13 protein-coding genes are annotated in these 18,422 nt (G+C 39.5%); 3 read left to right on the forward strand and 10 right to left on the reverse strand.

The annotated features are described in order from the left end of the window. Nucleotides 1-118: 118 nt before the first annotated feature. Genes AC1EU0_RS10780 through AC1EU0_RS10805 form a run of 6 tightly spaced genes read right to left on the reverse strand, consistent with a single transcriptional unit; the run spans nucleotide 119 to nucleotide 5,259 of the window. On the reverse strand, nucleotides 119-1,135 hold the full coding sequence (locus AC1EU0_RS10780) for a TrbL/VirB6 family protein (protein ID WP_480302408.1): 1,017 nt from the start codon (nucleotides 1,133-1,135) through the stop codon (nucleotides 119-121). Between the two features lie 5 nt (nucleotides 1,136-1,140). Further along, nucleotides 1,141-1,419, reverse strand: coding sequence for an EexN family lipoprotein (locus AC1EU0_RS10785; RefSeq protein WP_480302409.1), 279 nt, complete (start codon nucleotides 1,417-1,419; stop codon nucleotides 1,141-1,143). A gap of 45 nt (nucleotides 1,420-1,464) precedes the next feature. Then, nucleotides 1,465-2,100 (reverse strand): type IV secretion system protein, encoded by a 636-nt coding sequence (locus AC1EU0_RS10790; protein ID WP_480302410.1) that lies wholly within the window; start codon nucleotides 2,098-2,100, stop codon nucleotides 1,465-1,467. Then, nucleotides 2,097-4,595: a VirB4 family type IV secretion/conjugal transfer ATPase gene (locus tag AC1EU0_RS10795; RefSeq protein WP_480302411.1), complete on the reverse strand. Its 2,499-nt coding sequence runs from the start codon at nucleotides 4,593-4,595 to the stop codon at nucleotides 2,097-2,099. The genes AC1EU0_RS10790 and AC1EU0_RS10795 overlap by 4 nt, the downstream gene beginning before the upstream one ends. Next, the gene (locus tag AC1EU0_RS10800) at nucleotides 4,592-4,912 is read right to left on the reverse strand and encodes a VirB3 family type IV secretion system protein (protein ID WP_480302412.1); all 321 of its coding nucleotides are present in this window, start codon (nucleotides 4,910-4,912) and stop codon (nucleotides 4,592-4,594) included. The genes AC1EU0_RS10795 and AC1EU0_RS10800 overlap by 4 nt, the downstream gene beginning before the upstream one ends. A 14-nt stretch (nucleotides 4,913-4,926) precedes the next feature. Next, nucleotides 4,927-5,259 (reverse strand): TrbC/VirB2 family protein, encoded by a 333-nt coding sequence (locus AC1EU0_RS10805; RefSeq protein ID WP_480302413.1) that lies wholly within the window; start codon nucleotides 5,257-5,259, stop codon nucleotides 4,927-4,929. A gap of 506 nt (nucleotides 5,260-5,765) precedes the next feature. On the opposite strand from AC1EU0_RS10805, the gene AC1EU0_RS10810 reads away from it, so the two are divergent. Both AC1EU0_RS10810 and AC1EU0_RS10815 read left to right on the forward strand, forming a co-directional pair. After that, nucleotides 5,766-9,677 carry an AAA family ATPase gene (locus AC1EU0_RS10810; RefSeq protein ID WP_480302414.1) on the forward strand — a complete coding sequence of 1,304 codons (3,912 nt, stop codon included), beginning with the start codon at nucleotides 5,766-5,768 and terminating at the stop codon, nucleotides 9,675-9,677. Between the two features lie 117 nt (nucleotides 9,678-9,794). Then, entirely contained in the window at nucleotides 9,795-10,172 is a 378-nt protein-coding gene (locus tag AC1EU0_RS10815; RefSeq protein WP_480302415.1) for a hypothetical protein, read from the forward strand. A gap of 584 nt (nucleotides 10,173-10,756) precedes the next feature. Here the strand turns inward: AC1EU0_RS10815 and AC1EU0_RS10820 are convergent. The 4 genes from AC1EU0_RS10820 to AC1EU0_RS10835 form a co-directional block, all read right to left on the reverse strand. Next, nucleotides 10,757-10,927 carry a hypothetical protein gene (locus AC1EU0_RS10820; RefSeq protein WP_480302416.1) on the reverse strand — a complete coding sequence of 57 codons (171 nt, stop codon included), beginning with the start codon at nucleotides 10,925-10,927 and terminating at the stop codon, nucleotides 10,757-10,759. Between the two features lie 27 nt (nucleotides 10,928-10,954). Then, nucleotides 10,955-11,662 (reverse strand): zeta toxin family protein, encoded by a 708-nt coding sequence (locus AC1EU0_RS10825; protein ID WP_480302417.1) that lies wholly within the window; start codon nucleotides 11,660-11,662, stop codon nucleotides 10,955-10,957. Between the two features lie 553 nt (nucleotides 11,663-12,215). Next, on the reverse strand, nucleotides 12,216-13,112 hold the full coding sequence (mak, locus tag AC1EU0_RS10830; protein ID WP_480302418.1) for a fructokinase: 897 nt from the start codon (nucleotides 13,110-13,112) through the stop codon (nucleotides 12,216-12,218). 76 nt (nucleotides 13,113-13,188) lie between these two features. Next, nucleotides 13,189-14,802: an alpha-glucosidase family protein gene (locus tag AC1EU0_RS10835; RefSeq protein ID WP_480302419.1), complete on the reverse strand. Its 1,614-nt coding sequence runs from the start codon at nucleotides 14,800-14,802 to the stop codon at nucleotides 13,189-13,191. A gap of 665 nt (nucleotides 14,803-15,467) precedes the next feature. Here AC1EU0_RS10835 and AC1EU0_RS10840 point away from each other — a divergent pair. Continuing rightward, nucleotides 15,468-18,305, forward strand: a complete 2,838-nt coding sequence (locus AC1EU0_RS10840) for a TonB-dependent receptor (protein WP_480302420.1) — start codon at nucleotides 15,468-15,470, stop codon at nucleotides 18,303-18,305. Nucleotides 18,306-18,422 lie beyond the last annotated feature (117 nt).

Consider the following 18,422-nt stretch of genomic DNA (forward strand, 5'->3'; position numbering starts at 1 on the left):
ACTATCGGATTTACATTCACAGGCTGCAAGCCTTTACCATCGTCTTTACAATGGGGTGGTTTGGGCATACTAGAGCAGTGGGTTAGCAGTAGGATAAAGCACACAGATAGGCATTTCTTCATTGCTCAGATTCTCCCGAAATGCTGTTGCTACTAAAGCGTTGTTGATAGGCTCGATAACCTGCGCCCACAGGTTTCATGGGCATGGACAACGCTTGCCCGGTGTAATTCATGTCTCGTCGGATATTGCGATATTGATTACGAAGCGTAGTCGGACGCATCGCATTAACGCTGTTGGCGATGGCACCGTGAGCCGCAATTGCGACACCACCACCGAGAGCAGAAGCCATTGCGGGTATTTGCTTCATCACTAAAATGCACAACCCTAACACCACACACAGCATTGAACTGTCACTGAGCGTGGTTAAGGCGGCGTGATTGTGAGAGATTTGCGTTAGATACTTGGAGGCTACTGTGGTCATCAGCTGCCCAGACGATACGCCAAGCAGCAAGATGAAACTAAAGTTGAGTACCATTCCCAGCCAGCTTTCAAAAAAGCGTTGAGTGGCTTGAAACAAAAGTAGAACAAAGAAAGCCGGACCTATAGCCAACAACACACTGACCATGACTTTGCTGAGCAAAATAAAGAAGGCAACTAACAAGGTGAGACAGCTGCCAATGATGAGCAACGCCATAGCCAATATGTACATGCCAAAGTTGCCATTCATCACTCCACCCTGTCGCCATGCATTATCGGCAAGAATGAAGATTTGCCCGTAAAGGTGATCTAAAAGCTGCGCCGCATTTTGAGTTTTGGTGCCAGACACAACAGCCGCCAGAAATTGAGGTGTTTCACTTAAAAAGCGCACCACGGTTTGGTTATAGTGACCAACGCTTAACCCCAAGGTCAGAATAAATCCAATGCGCAGTATTCGAAAAAAGCCTTCTTGTAGTGGCTCCTGACTGCGACCAAACATCGTTGAATAACCCCAAATCACCACCCATAAGATCATCATGCTGGTAAATACGGGGATCAGATATTGAATTAGTCTTGCCGAACCTTGTTGCACATAGTTGTGCAAGGCTTGATCTACCAAGCTGAAAATACTGCGATACAAATTACTGGTGGCAGCCATTGTTATTACTCTTTGGGATGATCAAAGTTGATTCGAGGTGGCACGGGATCACCTGCCACAATGTCGTTCGCCGCTTGCTGAGCGTTGATGCATTCTGGATGCTTTCGAAATTTAGCCGGATTGTTACTGCATTGGGTTAAGGTTTGCATCAAGATTTTCTGATGCGTTTTGAACCAAGCCACATCATGGGCTTGGCTTTGATGGTTATGGTGATTGCTCATTTTTGAACAGCCAGCCAATAAGCTGATGAATAGTGAAATGACAATAAGATTGATGGTTTTCATGCAGAGTCCTCATTTGATAAGAGTGGTTCTGCCATCCGTGGTGGGTTAATTCCAATTCACATTAATCGGGTGTAATTCACCAGCCGACTCAATAGCCATTTGAGTGATACGCTGCTGTGCTAAAGCGTCACTGGCTTGCGCTTGAGCTTTCAGTAGTTGCAGTTTGGCTTGCTCATTAGCAAGCATGGCGTTTTCCGCTTGAATTCGGGCTTGTAAGTCTTGAATGTCTTTTTGTTTTGGTGCTTGAGTGATCTTGTTAATAAGCCTTGTGAGTTGGTCATATCTGACTTGGGTTTCTTGCAGAGATAATTGTGTTTGTCCTAACCAACGTCCGCGGTAGCGATTGATAGCATCAAACAGACTTGCACTGTCACCGCCCAGCTTGAGCCATTCGCTGTTGTGTAAGCCTTGTTGTTTGAGAGTTAGGTTGGGATCGACTTTGACTGCCACATCGTAAACAGAATCAATGGCATCACTCATGCCAGTAATACCGTTGATGCTACTCAGTTGGCGTTTAGCGGTATCGAGTTGCTGTTTAAGCGTATCGATTTCTTCCAGTAAGTGACGTATTTCAATGATTTTTTGATGCAGATTAGCAATATCAATGACAGGGAAAGCCAAGCTGGGTAATGGCAGTGTTAGCGTCATCAGTAGCGCTATTATTAAAGAAAGGCGTTTCATACTTCACCTCGCTGTTCATGCAAGGCATTGAAGTATTCAGGGAGCCAGTCTTTGGGATCACTGCCAGCGGTTTCCACTATCTGATACATCAGGTTCACTTTGTCTGTGGTGCCAGAGATCACCGACAGTTCATCATCAAAACCGTTTAGGTCTAATTTAGCGACAACACTTTCATGGCCTTGCTTGATAATGAATTGGCGGGAATTGGGTTGAAGTTCAGTGCGGATTAGCTCAAATTCACGTTCGGTTAAATGGAGTCCATCCATATAATCATCACGTCGAGCTTTGGGATTGGGCATTAAAATCAAAGTCGCACATTGCTCAATCAAGGTATGAGCTATGGGTGAATTAAGAACATCCTTAACTGACTGAGTGCCATAGACCATAATGCCATTTTGTTTACGAATGACTTTTTGCTTGTTTTGGGCTAAATCTTCAAAGTATTCATCCGCCAGTAGTTTCCAAAATTCATCCATAAAGATTTGCAACTTGCGACCATCAATGAGTTTTTCAATGCGATAAAACAGGTACATGACAATGGGAGTACGAATTTCTTCAATGTCTAAAAATTCTGTCACATCAAAGCCAAACAAAGTTTGGTTGGTAATAGATAGCTCATCAACCTCATTATCTAAAACCCAGGATAGTTCACCACCACAACACCACTTTTGTAGCCTTGAGCTACAACCATTTGGGTCAACGGGATCAAGAAACTCCATACAGCGACTTAATCGACGCTGAGGTTTAGGTAAGCTCATTACGCCTTTAACTGCATCAGTCAAATCTTGTTGATGTTGGTGCAGTAGTTCGCCACCGCATAGTTTGGAAATCAAGGCTGTAATAAACAGAATATTGTCGGCAGTAGGTTCAAGCTGAAACGGATTGAAGCCTGTGGGTTTACCCATTTGCAAAGGGAGATATAACCCTTGAGTGGCACGAACGTAGATCTCTAAACCACGGTCTTTATCAAAGATGATTTGAGTCGGCTGATACTTCTTACTTTGGGAAATGAGAAAACCTTGTAGTACGGTTTTACCTGAGCCAGAAGTTCCGATAATTAAGGTATTACCTAAAGCGTGATGCTCATCCTTGAGCGAGTCTTCCTTAGCTTCACGACTTTCATGACCGTTGAGGACTTGGTTTAACCGCTGCTCTTGTGGATGAGAGTGGGGTTCATGAAAGTTGAAGTAGTATGGCGCACCTGACGCTGTTTGCAATACTGTGACCGCATCGCCCCACTGATTGCCGTAAACTTGCCCAGAGGGATAGTTATGAAAACTGCAAAACCCGGCAAAATTTCGAGAAGATATTCGAGCCGGACGAGGACGAAAGCGACTGTTTGCAGGAAGCTGAGAATAGAACGCTGATTGAATAGATAAATCATCTCTAGTCAAAATAATGGCTTGATCGGCAAGCTCAGACTTTAGTGCCGATAAATGCTTATCAAGGGCTTCTGTCGTGTCAGTCAATACGGTTAACACCAAATGATGTTCACCATAAACCATGCGCCCAGCGGTTAAATCATCAAGGCCAATATCAATGGCATCAACTTGGGAATGAGCGAAATCCCCTGTAGCGGTCAGTCTTTTTTGTTGACGGAGCAATATCTCAGTAGCGACAGGTTTCGATAAAAACTGAAAACTTTGTGTCAGTACCAGTTCAAACGGTGCTGATAAAAGTGCATTAAGCAAACCCGCTTCGGTGTGTTCAGGGTACTCCTTGATACTTAAACACGCGCCCAAACGGGTTTGCGTAATGCCTTTCAGGGCTAAGGTGTTATCAGAAAATAATGGTCTTGCTCTGGGCAATGACTTTGCAATATCAGCAGTGGTGATAGCTCTAGGTTGCCACTCGCCATTAGCTAAATAATCCAATAACGTCAGTAATTCGCTGTAGAAAACCTTCTTCTTTTTAATGATATCTTGATTGATGACTTCCTTAGAGTAGATCCCTAATCTTCTGGGCTGATAATTCTCCATTGATGATAAGACAGTAGAAACGACCTCATTCAAAGCAGAGATAGTTTGTTTTTGCTCGGCAAGTAACTGTTCAATCCTTAGGGATTTTAGCTTCAACTTTGATTTAAGCGGCGCATTGGTATCACGATAGATCACTGTCAGATATAGCTCATTCACCATTAACTGACTTTGGCAGATTTTATTAATGTATTTTTGATTTAACTGTTTATCAAAATCGGTTTTAAACTCACCTTTGGGAACGACTTTAGATTCACGACGAATAAGGTGTGTCCATAAACACACATGAGGGCTAGCGATATTTCGCAGCATTAAGTTGAACTGTTCCTTCCACAAATTCACTTGCTCAGGATCGGCGGATTCGTGTGCCACACCTTGCAGCTTGATGATCTGTAAGTAATCACCGCTATGGGTTTTAATCGTATGTTCATCCACATGCGCTTGATAAGGAATAAACTCATCAACGGAGTTTTCTCGCTGCCACTGCTCTTTGAGTTTCTCTATGGCAACAGCACTCATAGCATTCTCTCCTTATTTCGGGTGTTCACAATAGGACTGGCACTGGCGAAGCCCAAGCATCGCCTACAAACAGATTTGGCTTTGGTATTCATCCATAGTTTGAGCAAACGAAACATCAAAGGATCACGTAAACACAGCGAATACATCAGTGCATGAAGGGGAAAATATAGTAATAAAGCAAAGGGATTTTTAGTGGCTATCATCAGTACTGTAACAACAGCAGCAACAATGATAATGCCGTCCAAGGTCACGCCCCACTTCATCGCTGGTCGAGTTACGGCCACAAATAAGGGATCACGAAATTCAGTAAAGGACATAATGATTATTCCCTCTACTTCACAGCAGAAATAATGAGGTCAACAATAGTCGATCCACCAAAGACCAGCACGATTCCGGCGATATACTTACCGCAAGTCTCACCAGTGATACGCCCAAACCAAGCCAAATAACCCAAAATGGCAATCCCAATAATCGCAGCACTGCGAGCAATACCATTGGTAAGAAGTTGCATTACCCAATCCACTCCTTCAGAAATGGGATCGGCAAAGGCGAGTTCGGGAGTCAGCAGTAAAATGGAAACCAAAATAAGGTGGGCGACCAGCGCCCGAGATCTGCTTGATTGAATCGAATTTATGGCAGTTGTGTTGAGTGAATTTACTTTCATTGTCTACTCCAAACATAAACCCAACGTAAGGGCTAGAGCTATTTATGAAAGACACCTCATATCCTTGAAGCATCAAGATAAAAATGGCGTGCTAGCAAGATTACATGGCAAGACCGGGCTGTAAATGCTTTAAAGAATAAACACTTCGAAATGCAACCTAATGCAACATAACAAAACGACATATCAAACTTGTTGAGTAGAGAAAAAGCTAAAAAGGTAATTTTTAAGCGGAATTTTGTCAGAAATGTAACCATTTCTATTTTGTTAAAAATTGTTGGAATAACAGCAAGTAACAAAAGAAATATTGAACTTGATAACCAATGTTACTGTTTTCCGAAGTGGCTCCGAGATTTAGTTAATACGAACAGTCAAATGAAGTATGGCTTTGCGGAACGTTCACAATAAGAGCCTTGTCCCATAAAAAATTTGGTATAGACAAATACTGTCGTTTGCATCCGTATAATCAATAAAAACTTGATCTCTTAATGTTACTTGGAGCGATAACGATGCTATCAGAATCACTTAAGAAAAAGATTTTAACCACTTATTTTTCTTCAGTACCTGAGCTTATAGAAGAAGGCTTTTTCGATGATTTGATAGCTATTCCTTTGTTGCATGCAATGAGTGTTTTACCTGCAAGTTACATGACTAAACTCCAATTCTACTGGTTTAAAGATGCTCAAGTATGTATTGCAGTCGATGTTTCGGACTCCATTGATGAAGGGATACTGCTGGCTGCAGTTGATATTGCTTTGTCGGATGAAAAATGTTTGATGGAAAAAGCTACCATATCTCAAATAAATGAATGCGCTGGAGAAGCGATAGATAAGCTTTCATACAATCAACAGCGTAGCATGGGTGTGACGGTTATAAATCCAAAAGACTTTTTACAGACGATTTTGACTACCTTTGAACAAAAATACTTGTATCCGATGAACACAAGAAATGAGTTGTCTGAAATAAGTGTTATTGTTGGGCTAGAGGAGTCTTGTGAGCCTACTTCAGAGATGAGCGATGAGTCTGATGAAGTAGTAAAAGATGTTAAGTTTCAGTGGGGATATCAAAAAGCAAAGAGTGATACGCTTGAAGATACTGATCATTGGCGAGAGTTTTGTACTGAAGCAAAATTGAAAGAAATTCAGCAAGACAATTCTTTAAATATTCCAGCCACGTTAATAAGTCAGCTTTATTGGGTTAATAGTGCAGTTGGTGTAGAAAATCGAGAGCTGAACCCAGATTTATCCATTAATACTGATGAAGATGAACACTTAATTCCTCGCAAAGTTACAATAAGTGATTTTTTAGTTGCTTTGCTGGGGTGCCGAGAGGGGCTAGAATTTTTTTGTTATTTATTCGACAAAAATACTTATTCAGTTGCATTCCCTAAAAGGGTGTACGAGCAAAGATCATCATTGTTTAGGCATGTGTTAGACAGAACATTCGATGACAGCTCTGGTAGTCGTTCCAATACATCTTGGTTCAAAAAGTCAGAGTTACTTTCTAAGAATGTTGAGCTAGATAAGTATCTGGTTTGTCTATTGAAAATCATTTATTCAAAAGACTCATGTAATGATAAAAAAGGTAACTTGATAAGCTTCCTTGAGTCGCTCAAATGTGAATCAGCAGAGCTAAAATTAGTTTATCAGTTTGTTCATGAATGCAATAAACCAGAACCTTATGAAAAGTATCACTCGATAAAAGCTATTTCTAACAAACTGTATAGCAACATTATTGGTCAACGTGCAGCCGTTGAATCAGTATGTGAGCATCTATTGTCAATCATGTTCAAAGGCGAACCTAATAGAATTTCACCTATGGGAGTATCCACTTTTTTAGGGCAAAGCGGAACAGGTAAAACTTTTTTGGCTCATCAAGTATTTGAATCTATCAATGAATACTTCAAGTTAGGTTATCAATGCAAAGTATTTAACATGGAACAATATTCTGACGATAAAGACGTGATGAAGCTTTGGGGATCGGGTTCTCAATACGTTGATTCTGGCTTAGGTGAGCTTACTACTCTTGCATCCAAATATCCTCGCAACATTATTGTTTTTGATGAAGTGGAAAAAGCAGCTCCTTCAGTGATTCAGTCATTGTTAACGTTGATTGATACGGGGAAGGGGGTTGATCGTACAACGATGAAGTCTGTGGACTTTTCTCAGTGCTACTTTATTTTTACAACCAACTTAGGTGGTGAGGAAGCCAGTAAGTCAATAGGTAACCATCTTAAATTGGATTTGCTGAAGTTGTTATCAAATAAAGACAATAAACGCTCTTTATCTGCGGAGTTCGCCAATCGCTTATCAGCTGGAAATATTGTTCTATTTAGAGATTTACTGGCAAAAGACTTAGTTAAAGTTGCAATTAATACTCAACCTAAGAGTTGCGAGCAATTCTTATGGGGCAATAATCAAATCGAATTGGTACTGAAAACCATAGAAAGCAAGATCACTCCAAGAGCTATTAAAACACAATTTAAAAAATTGGAGGGCAAAATTACGTCTGGAGCTATCAAAGCAATTGAAAATGAAGATGATTATTCAAAGCTTGAAAATATTAAAGTGTTTTCAGATGACGAACAAAGCGTTGAGTCATGTAGGTATGTTTTCTTGTCCAATGATACGCAGCTAGCTCAATTACGCAGCGAACAATATACTGTCGTGAATAGTGCTGACATAAATGACTTGAATAGTGCGTTTTCGATATCCGCTGATGCATATATTATTGATAGAAACTGTTTGGATGTTAGTTTAAGTCAGCTCGATGATATGTTGTCTAGCAATAGTGATAAAGCCATTTACACTTTTGACCATATGGGAAGCCAGAGTAATGTCCCCAGTTTTTTGAGCGCTAACATCCAGAGAGATTTCGAGATCAAAGAACGTTCATTATCACAATTTCAAAAGTTAATAAAAATGCTAGATAGGCATTCTAGTCTTATTACCTATATAAATGAAAATGTAACAAGAGGTAAAAGACCTAAGTATTCAGTTAGGTATGAGTTAACTGACTCTAGTGTAAACGTTATTTTTCACCAATTTTCATCCAGTTTTGAATTAGACCGTTCTGATTTAGACCTACCTTTTCTAAACTTTGAGGGAGTGCCTAATATCAAGTTTGCAGATGTTGTGGGGCTTGATGATATCAAGAAACGGTTAAAGCTAATCGTTAACTCAATGAAAGCTGAAAACTCTTTAACCCATTGCGGCTTTGATATACCAAAAGGATTCATTCTAACTGGCTTGCCGGGTACGGGGAAGACCATGCTTGCTAAAGCATTAGCGAGTGAATGTAATGTCACTTTTTTTAATGTAAATGCAGCTGATTTACTTGTTGGGAATACCATTGAAAATATCAATAATCTGTTTGATGTGCTGGAAAAGTACTCTCCAGCAATTTTGAATTTAGATGAAATTGATGCGATAGCTCAAGATCGGACAAAAAGTTCACATACTATGCAGGTAGCTGTAAATACTTTACTCACAAGGTTAGACGGATTCAGAGGTAATAAAAAACAAGTATTCGTTTTAGCGGCGACAAATCATTATCAAACATTAGATCCTGCACTGCTTCGTCCGGGACGGTTAGAAAAAGTTATAGAGTGTCAGCTGCCATCGAATGAGTTATTGGGTAAGTATGTCGCAAAGAAAGTTATCGATATGGGATATGAAATAACTGATGAGCAAATCGACGATTTCATTTCTTATGCTACAGATATCACGATTGCTAAAGCAGAACTTCTTATTAGGGAGTCGATGATGCATTCGGTAGAAAATAATATAGCTTGGGTGCCTGAAATACTGCTAGAGAAAGCATTGGAAAGCGCTTATGGGAAAGAACTACCCTATGAACAGTTCAATCAAAATGATTTCAAAGCCGTAGCTTATCACGAAGCAGGGCATTTATTAGCAGAAAAGTTACTTTTCCCAAATAGCATATGCAGTCATGTTTCAATTATCCCAAGAGAAAAGTGCTTGGGAGTTGTAAGTGTTAAAGAGGAGCCGAAATTCCATAATATGACGTCTGAAAGTATTAAAAAGCGTATCCAAGTGCTATTAGCAGGTATTGCTGCAGAACAGCAAATCGGTGGAAAAGACACCTCTGCAGGCTCTTTGCAGGACAGACAAAAAGCGACTCACTTAGCAAAAATGGCAATTGAGAAATTTGGACTTAGTGAACAAGCAGGCTTATCGCTTTCCACTGAATTAAATCATGCTCAAGTGGAAATTGCTAAAGAGATTAACAGTTGGCTACAACAATGTTTGACGCAAGTGACGGCTCTATTGGAGAGTCATTCAGATGCTTTACATATGATCAGCGAGAGGCTAATCAAAGACAAGTTCTTAAACGCTAAGCAAATTAATGAGCTTTTTGATTCTATCTCTCAAGATACTGAACTTAGAATGGCGAGCTAAGTTAAGAGTCATTAGTTGTAGTTGTCTTTTCGAGAAATAAACTATCAACAGAATCCATGTCACTATACATTGTATTGGTGCCATTGGGTTTTGTTAGTTTCAATTTGAGGTGTCAACATGACCCATATGAACGCGCAGTGTGCTGATTTAGCCAATAAAATTGTAAATCTAGAAAATAATTATCACTTAGGCTTGGCTTTTTTCTCATTAGTTGGTTTGGGTGTTTGCTCTTTACTAGACCAACTTGTTAGCGCCGACAAAGTGGAGTTGTATATTTATTTTCTTTCGATGTACCTGCTGGCTTTTATTGTTTCCCTTATCACTTATATTCATTTGATTGATTATGTGACTTACAGAAAGATTAAGACGATGCTGCGTGCCGACAAACCGCCCATATCAGCTGCTCAAAAGCTTTTGGTTGCAGTGGACTTGCTTGATATATCTGAGCCCTCATCTAAGGCACTAGATGAATATGTTAGAGGTCGTGAGGGATAAGGATAAGCTTGCTATGTACAAGGCTTATACTTTTATTGGTTAAGGCTGGATTTGATAACAGATTTTGAATAAGTATTCTTATGCTCAATGACACTGTCAAAAATGTCAGTGAGCAGGCTCGAAATACCCCAAAATGCGCGAGATACCCATATAACTCATTGTATCTAAAAGGACTCAAATTACTCAAAATCCCTAATTTACCTCGCAGGTCAAACCAAGGTTTTTTGTTTGTATACAGTAAGATAGGTATGACAGTGAGCGAGTGATGGGGTGTCAGGGGTCGGAGGTTCGAATCCTCTCATTCCGACCATTTTTTCTTTAAATCAACGACTTACATATTTTCCTTCCAATAGCTCTTAAAAATATTTTCCAGTATGTTTTGCGAGAGTTTTGCGAGCAACATAAAAAACTCTTATTTTTTAATCTGTTAATACCAATTTGAGCACTGTCGTAAAACTGGCCATTTGGCAAATGGCAAGATGATTTATGGTGAGGTTAGGATTTATGTGGGGGAATTGAAATCAGTGGAAATATACAGAAAATTAATTACCCAGAAAAATGCCACAAGCTGTGGCACAATTGAACTATGATATGTGCTTAGCTTGTTCAATGATGTCGTTTTGCATTTTTGTTGCCTTTGACATCACTACATCATAAATTTTCTTTTTTTCTTCTACACTGGCACTATTAACAAAATACGAAAGCTTAGAAGCAGTCGTTAAAGACTTTGCAGATTTTGTTGCTTTAGCTGTCATAATTTCTCTCCAGTTGAAGTTTATATTTTATAAGTCTAACAGCCTTTCTAAATCGCTGCGAGAGTATTTTTTATCTATATGTTCGTCTATATTTTCGATGTTATCTCTATACTCTCGGGGGCTACCGTCAGTATTTTTTAATAATAAATCTACCTTTACAGCGTCATCGTACTTAGCTTTTACTCGGCGGATCACTGCTTGAGAGCCGAAAAATTGCTCAATAAAGGTTTCTGGCTTAATTCTTCTTCCTTCTACTTTTTCTCTGGCTTGAACAAATTTCCAAGCTAACAACGGTTCTTGATATACAAAAATAATGAGCACAGAACGTTCACGGTTCAATGAACGATCAATGTTTTTACAGGCAATATCAAAATTAGAGAATGTGCCATCCAATACAAAGCTTTGATTATTTTTAAAGATGAAATCCAGAGTGCGTTCAACAATAAAACTGACACCTTTTTGGAAAAGATAAGAATTGCTTCCAGTGTAATCCTCGAAGTAACCTCTTAGTTCATCCGGATCTAAGCGAATGATGCTTGTATCTGCAAAGGCTTCTAAAAAAACTTTAGAGGCTTCTGTTTTTCCAGCTCCAGGAGAGCCACACATAAAGATTGAAACAGGCTGCTCATCGGCAGGAAACTTTTTGCTGTCGCTTAATTCTCTGCCAATTCGAGTTCTATTTTTCTTGGCGAACTCAATAGCTCGAAGCTCGATTTCTTGTTCAGCTTGATTCATGTTCAATCCGAAGGTGATAAGGAACTTTTATTTTAGCACCATAACTCAAACGGAAGCATTACATGATTAAGCGGGAAAAAAATGTGCACCAAAAGTGATTCGTCGATAGCTTGCTGTAGTTGAAAATATTTTAATTTACGCTTGGTGCACTATCGAAATTTGTCAGGGATTCACGTCTTTGTTATTGTATCATTCATGAAAAAGCTACTCGCAAAACTATTTGCATCTCACTGATTTATATAGGTTAAAAAATTAAAATTATTAACCAAATTAAGCTTTTTAAGGTTAGGTGTACTCATGGTATATTTATATAAATCAGTTGGTTAGGTGTTGAATTTACGTTTTGATGGGGTGTCAGGGGTCGGAGGTTCGAATCCTCTCATTCCGACCATTTTAATTTAAAATCAATGTCTTAATTGGTTTTTCTCATCTTCCATTTATGTATACGTTTTGCGTATAGTTTGCGCGTAGAATATAAACATAATTTATTTCAAACAGTCAATGTCTATTAGAGCATTGTCGCTATACTTAAACTCTATTGAATATAAACGTTCTATTTTTCCCACAACCAAGCCGCGCCACGAACTCCTGATGAACAACCATACTTATTTTTCAATATTGGGGTATTACACTCTTTTCCGAGCACATATTGATTCAAAATAGTAGGTAAACGCTGATAGATTTCATCGATATTTGACATACCGCCACCTAATACAATGGCGTCAGGATCAATCATGTTGATCATGTGAGCCAAGGATCTTGCTAATCTATCAATGTATAAATCAAGGGTCTTAATTGCTAAAGCTTCGCCTTGATGAAAGCGAGTCATAATCTCTACGCCAGTTGTAGCATCATCAGCATGAAGCTGATAGTCTCGAATAAACCCGGTGCCGCTTATATAAGTTTCGATACAATCGTAATTACCACAAAAGCACTGTGTGGAGCGGTGCTCTTGTGCGGTCATCCAAGGCAATGGATTATGTCCCCATTCACCGCCAATACCATTACCGCCACTGTGAACTTTGCCATTAAATACGATGCCACCACCGCAGCCTGTGCCGATGATAACCCCAAATACAACCGCTTTGCCGGCAGCGGCACCATCGGTAGCTTCTGAAACGGTAAAGCAATTGGCATCGTTTGAAACTCTTATTTCTCTGTCTAGCAATTGACCTAAGTCTTTATCTAACGCCTGACCGTTGATCCATGTTGAGTTAGCGTTTTTAACCAAGCCTGTAAAAGGCGAAATGACGCCAGGAATACCAACCCCAACACTGCCTTTTTGTCCTAGAGTTGTCTCTGCGTCAGCAACCAAGTGAGCAATAGCATTTAAAGTATCTTGATATACCTTCGGCGTAGGCACTCGTTTGCGATAAAGCTCTTTGCCTTCGTTGTCTAATGCTACCAACTCTATTTTGGTTCCGCCTAAATCAACGCCAAAACGGATCATACTTTTCTTCCTCTATTTCAAACTAAAAAGTGGACCTTTTAGTCCACTTCATTTTAGTGACAATTAAACTCAGCAACTATTTTGCGTACAGTACGCCATAAGCTGGGAAAATAATTTCAGTTTGCTTTTGATCCGCTTTTACTTGAATAGGATGTTCAAGTAATTGGATTGGTTCTGAGATCGTTACCTTCACTTCTTGTTCAGAGAGGTTGAATCCACAAATCATGGTTTCATCGTTCAAGTTACGCTTAAACATCAAAATGGGTTCTTCAGTAGCGATAAACTCTATGTCACCCGCAATAAGAGAAAGATAGTTTTTTCTCCACGCCATGAAGTTTTTGAAAGAGCTTAATACCGAGTCTGAGTCGTTTTCTTGAATATCCACTGCTAGTGCTTGGTGACTTTTTACTACTGGTAACCAAGGCTTGGTTTCACTAAAACCTGCGTTAGGTTTATTGGTTTCCCATGGCATTGGGGTGCGGCAACCATCACGACCTTTGAATGTAGGCCAAAAGGTAATGCCATAAGGATCTTGCAGATCTTCAAAAGCAATATTCGCTTCTGGCAAACCCAGCTCTTCACCTTGATAAAAACAAATGCTGCCTTTTAAGCTGGCAACCAATGCTGTGATCATTTTGCACTGTTCAGGGTTTACACCTTCTTTACCCCAGCGACTTGCAACGCGTTTAACGTCGTGATTACTCACAGACCAAGAAGGCCATCCTGAAGTTACGTTTTCCTCTAAACGACTAACCGTTTCTCGAATGTAGCTTGCGCTATAGTCATCAGTGAGTAATTCGAAGCTGTAACCCATGTGGATACGACCTTCTTCGGTGTATTCCGCCATAGTAGCTAATGAATCTTCTGAAGAAATCTCACCCAAAGCCGCCGTATTTGGATACTTATCCATCATAGCTCTTAGGCGTTCAAGAAAGCCCAAGTTTTCTGGCTGGGTGTTGTTGTAGTAATGATATTGGAAAGCATAAGGGTTATCTTCTGAAAAGCCGCGACCTTGACGTTTGTCAGCGGGTTTAGCTGGATTATCCTTTAGCTCTTTATCATGGAAACAGAAATTAATGGCATCAAGTCTTAATCCATCAACGCCTTTTTTCAGCCAAAATTCAACATTATCTAGCACAGCTTGCTGTACGTCTGGATTATGAAAGTTTAAGTCTGGTTGCGATGATAGGAAGTTGTGTAAGTAATACTGCTGGCGACGAGGCTCCCATTGCCAAGCAACACCACCGAAAATCGACATCCAGTTGTTTGGCGGTGTGCCATCTTCATTTGCATCTGCCCATACATACCAATCGGCTTTGTCATTGTCTCTTGTGCTACGACTTTGTTTAAACCAATCATGCTCGTTAGAGGTATGGCTAAGCACTTGGTCGATCATGATCTTCAAACCTAGAGCGTGGGCTTTTTCTAACAATTCATCAAAATCAGCCATATTGCCAAAGAGAGGATCGATATCGCGGTAATCGGCAATGTCATAGCCAAAGTCTTTCATTGGAGATTTGAAAAATGGTGAAATCCAAATGGCATCCACACCAAGACTTGCAATGTAATCCAGTTTACTGGTGATCCCTTTTAGATCACCGACACCATCGCCATTACTATCCGCAAAGCTACGTGGATAAACTTGGTAAATCATGGCGCCTTGCCACCACTGGATCTCAGATTGGCTCATTGTTTAATACTCAACTTGTTTGAGGCAAATGAAATAGAGGATTCACTTACTGGTCCTATAAATTATCGCAGATAGTAAACAATGCCTTTGGATTCGTCATTGTGCATACGAATTCAAACAATAATTAACCATTTTGTAACTTAATTTCATGGTGAGCTCATTATTAATAAAAAAGATAAGATAAAACGGCTCTTTTCACTTAAAAATGGAGACTGAATGTAATTTTTTACACAAATGTTTGTTAATTAACATATTGGCGAAAAATCCTTATCTCAGTTGAAAATAAAGCCACCTTTTCTCAATTAGCCAATGATAAATTGCAATACAAAAAAGCAGCAGTTGAATAAAATAAAATCTAGCTTCGATACAAATTTATGCTCTTATTTTTCAGTTGGTTAATTTGTTTTTGGCTATTGCGATATTGATAATTAATCTTCCTCCCACTCTTAATAAAAAGCACTTACTGCTATTATTCCGTCTTTGAATACGTATGTAGAAGTTTGTTAGCCATACATTCATTTGATTAACATTCAGCCGTGATGAATTTACAACTATAGCTTGCCGTTAAATGCTATGGGACATGAGTTGGCTAAACCAGACATATGGAAACGAAGTATAACCATGCTTTAGCCATCAATAATAATAACTACTTATATGGAGATACTATGTCACCGTTTAAGCCAAGCCTATTAACACTTGCCCTTCTTTCAGCAGGTTTAAGCGCAAATACTTACGCTGCTGATGAACAAGTAAAAGAAAAAGAAGCCCAAAAAGATGACATTGAGGTCATTGAAGTAAAAGGTTTTAAAACAAGCATCATAAAGTCAATTAATGCGAAGCGTTTTAACGACACGATTTCTGAAACAATCTCAGCTGATGATTTAGGAGCACTTCCTGACTCATCTATCGCAGATGCATTGACTCGTTTACCTGGTGTTACAGCTGTTCGTACAGGCGGTCAAGCTAGTGGTCTAAACATTCGTGGTCTAGACGGTGACTTTGTTTTCGCAACCTTGAATGGTCGAGAGCAGGTGACCACTGGTGGAAAGCGTGCTATCGAGTTTGATCAATATCCTTCTGAGTTAATCAACCAAGCGGCTGTTTATAAATCGCCAAAAGCATCACTCATCGAAGGTGGCGTTGCTGGTACTGTTGAATTAACAACGGCTGATCCGCTCAAAAATGATAAAGAGCACTCATTTAACATTAATATGCGTGGTGCCTTTAATGATCGTGCCGATCAAGTTTCAGATGCAAACAAATTTGGTAATAGACTCAGTTTCTCATATCAAGGTAAGTTTTTAGAAGATACTCTAGGTGTAGCAGCTGGTTATTCACACTTATACCAGCCTTATGTATCGAGCCAATTTATTGGATTACGCTTCAATGATGGAAAACGTGATTTAAACGGCAATGGTTCTGAAGAGTCGATAAGTGAAGGCTTTGAGATTCAACAAAAAGGTGGTGAAGATAAGCGTGACGGCTACATGGCTGCAATTCATTGGCAACCTAATGATAATTGGAGCATCAAAACTGATGTTTTTCATTCGAAGTTTGACTCAAATAACTTTGCAAGAGGTTACCGAGTAAAAAATCTTAAAGATGGAAAAATCACCAATCCAGTCATCCAAGATGGATCAATGGTTGGTGGTACTGTTTCTTCAGAAGGCAACGGTAACTTTGCAGTTTTTGTTGTAAATGATGACGATACAAAATTATCAGACCTAACATCTGGCGCATTTAACGTAGAATGGAATGATGGAGAAGACCTAACGATTGCGGCGGACATTAGCTATTCAAAGGCTGATGGAAAATTCGTAAACGGTGGTACACGAGCAGTTCTTTATAATGATATTGATGCTCAAACTCGGACTCCGGAATCTGTAACTTATCGTTTGAATGGTTTAAATCACGCTACTGCGAGTTTTTCTGGTGATTATACCGATGTAAACAAGCTTGGCTTACGTCAAATTGGTATGTGGCCTTATGATCAACAAAACGAGCTTGTGGCCTATAAGCTTGATTTTAAATATAGCCTTGATAACGACTATCTTAGTTCAGTTGAATTTGGCGTACGTTACTCAGAGCGTGAGTTCAACGCGCAGCGCTCACAAGCTGGATACGGTAATGAGTTTGGCAAAAATCCAGATAATCAGCCTGTTCTTCGTTTGACCAACGATATGACTAGCGTAGTAGATTTTGGTGGTGAGCTTTCAGGTTTCCCTAGCTTCTTAAAAATTGATTTTGATAAGGCCGTTGAGCTTGTTAATAAACAACTTGCTGCAAGTGGAAAAGGCCCGTTTAAACCAACGGCTAACTGGGGCAACAGCTGGACAATGATCCAAAGTGGCTCAGTGAATGAAGATGTATTAGCTGGCTATGTTCAGGGTAATCTAGATTTTGACTTAGGCGATACTAAAGTTACGGGTAACCTTGGTGTTCGCGTTGTTAATACCGACCAATATTCATCTGGTTTACAGCAAGTTGGTTTCGGTTTAGGTGAAGCTATTGCTGACGATAACGGCAAAATCAGTAAAGATTACATCCGTAATGAAGTTGGTCAAAAATATACTGATTACTTACCATCACTAAACTTGAACTTCCATTTAACTGAAAATGATCAAATTCGTTTTGCTGCGGCAAAAGTCATGGCTCGTCCGCCAATCGATAAGCTGAAATCTGGCCGTGGTAATTGGTATCATGACAAAGTTGTAAACAAAGGCACTCCTCAAGAAAAGACATACAAAGTCTATAACTCTTGGGGAAATACCAGTCCATTATTAGATCCGTTTTATGCTGATCAATTTGACTTGTCTTATGAGCGATACTTTTCAGAAAGTGAAGGGGCGTTTGTTTTTGCGCTATTTTATAAAAACATTAAATCATTTATTAATAACTTCACAATACAGCCTTTTGACTTTGAAAAAGAAGGCTTCATTGTTCCTGATACTGTGACAGACAATGGCGTTACATATGATGTCATTAAAAATGAGGGGCAATATCAGACGGCAATCAATAATGATAAGGGTGGGTATATCCGTGGGTTAGAGCTTGCTTATACTCAACTGTTTGATTTCTTACCGGATCCTCTTAATGGTATAGGCTTTACAGGTAGCTATTCATACTCTGACAGTGAAGTTAAATTTACAACTAATTTAAGCGGTTCAGATTTAGACATTCCTTTACCAGGTCTCTCTAAACATGTACTAAATACCACGTTGTTCTACACATTAGATGGTTTTGATACACGTTTAAGTATGAGATATCGTAGCAAATATGTTTCAGAGCAAGTCGCTGTTGAATCCCAATTAGCGTTCTTCGACGCTGAAACAGTATTTGATTATCAAGCTTCATATGCATTTGAAAATGGCTTAAAACTGTTACTTCAGGTGAACAATCTAACTGACGAAGCTAACAAAACATATTTTGGTAAGAAACACCAGACCGGCACAATCCAAAACTTTGGCCGTCAATTTTTCTTAGGCTTTAATTACTCTCTGTAATTACTAGTAAGTTTCCAGCCCTGCCTTGTGCAGGGCTTTTTTAGTTAAGTGTATTTTTTAATTTCGAATACGTATTCAAAAATACATTTGGAACAAAGCTCATTAGCATGAAGCCAT

The organism is Parashewanella sp. 2210YD4-3 (assembly GCF_056591735.1).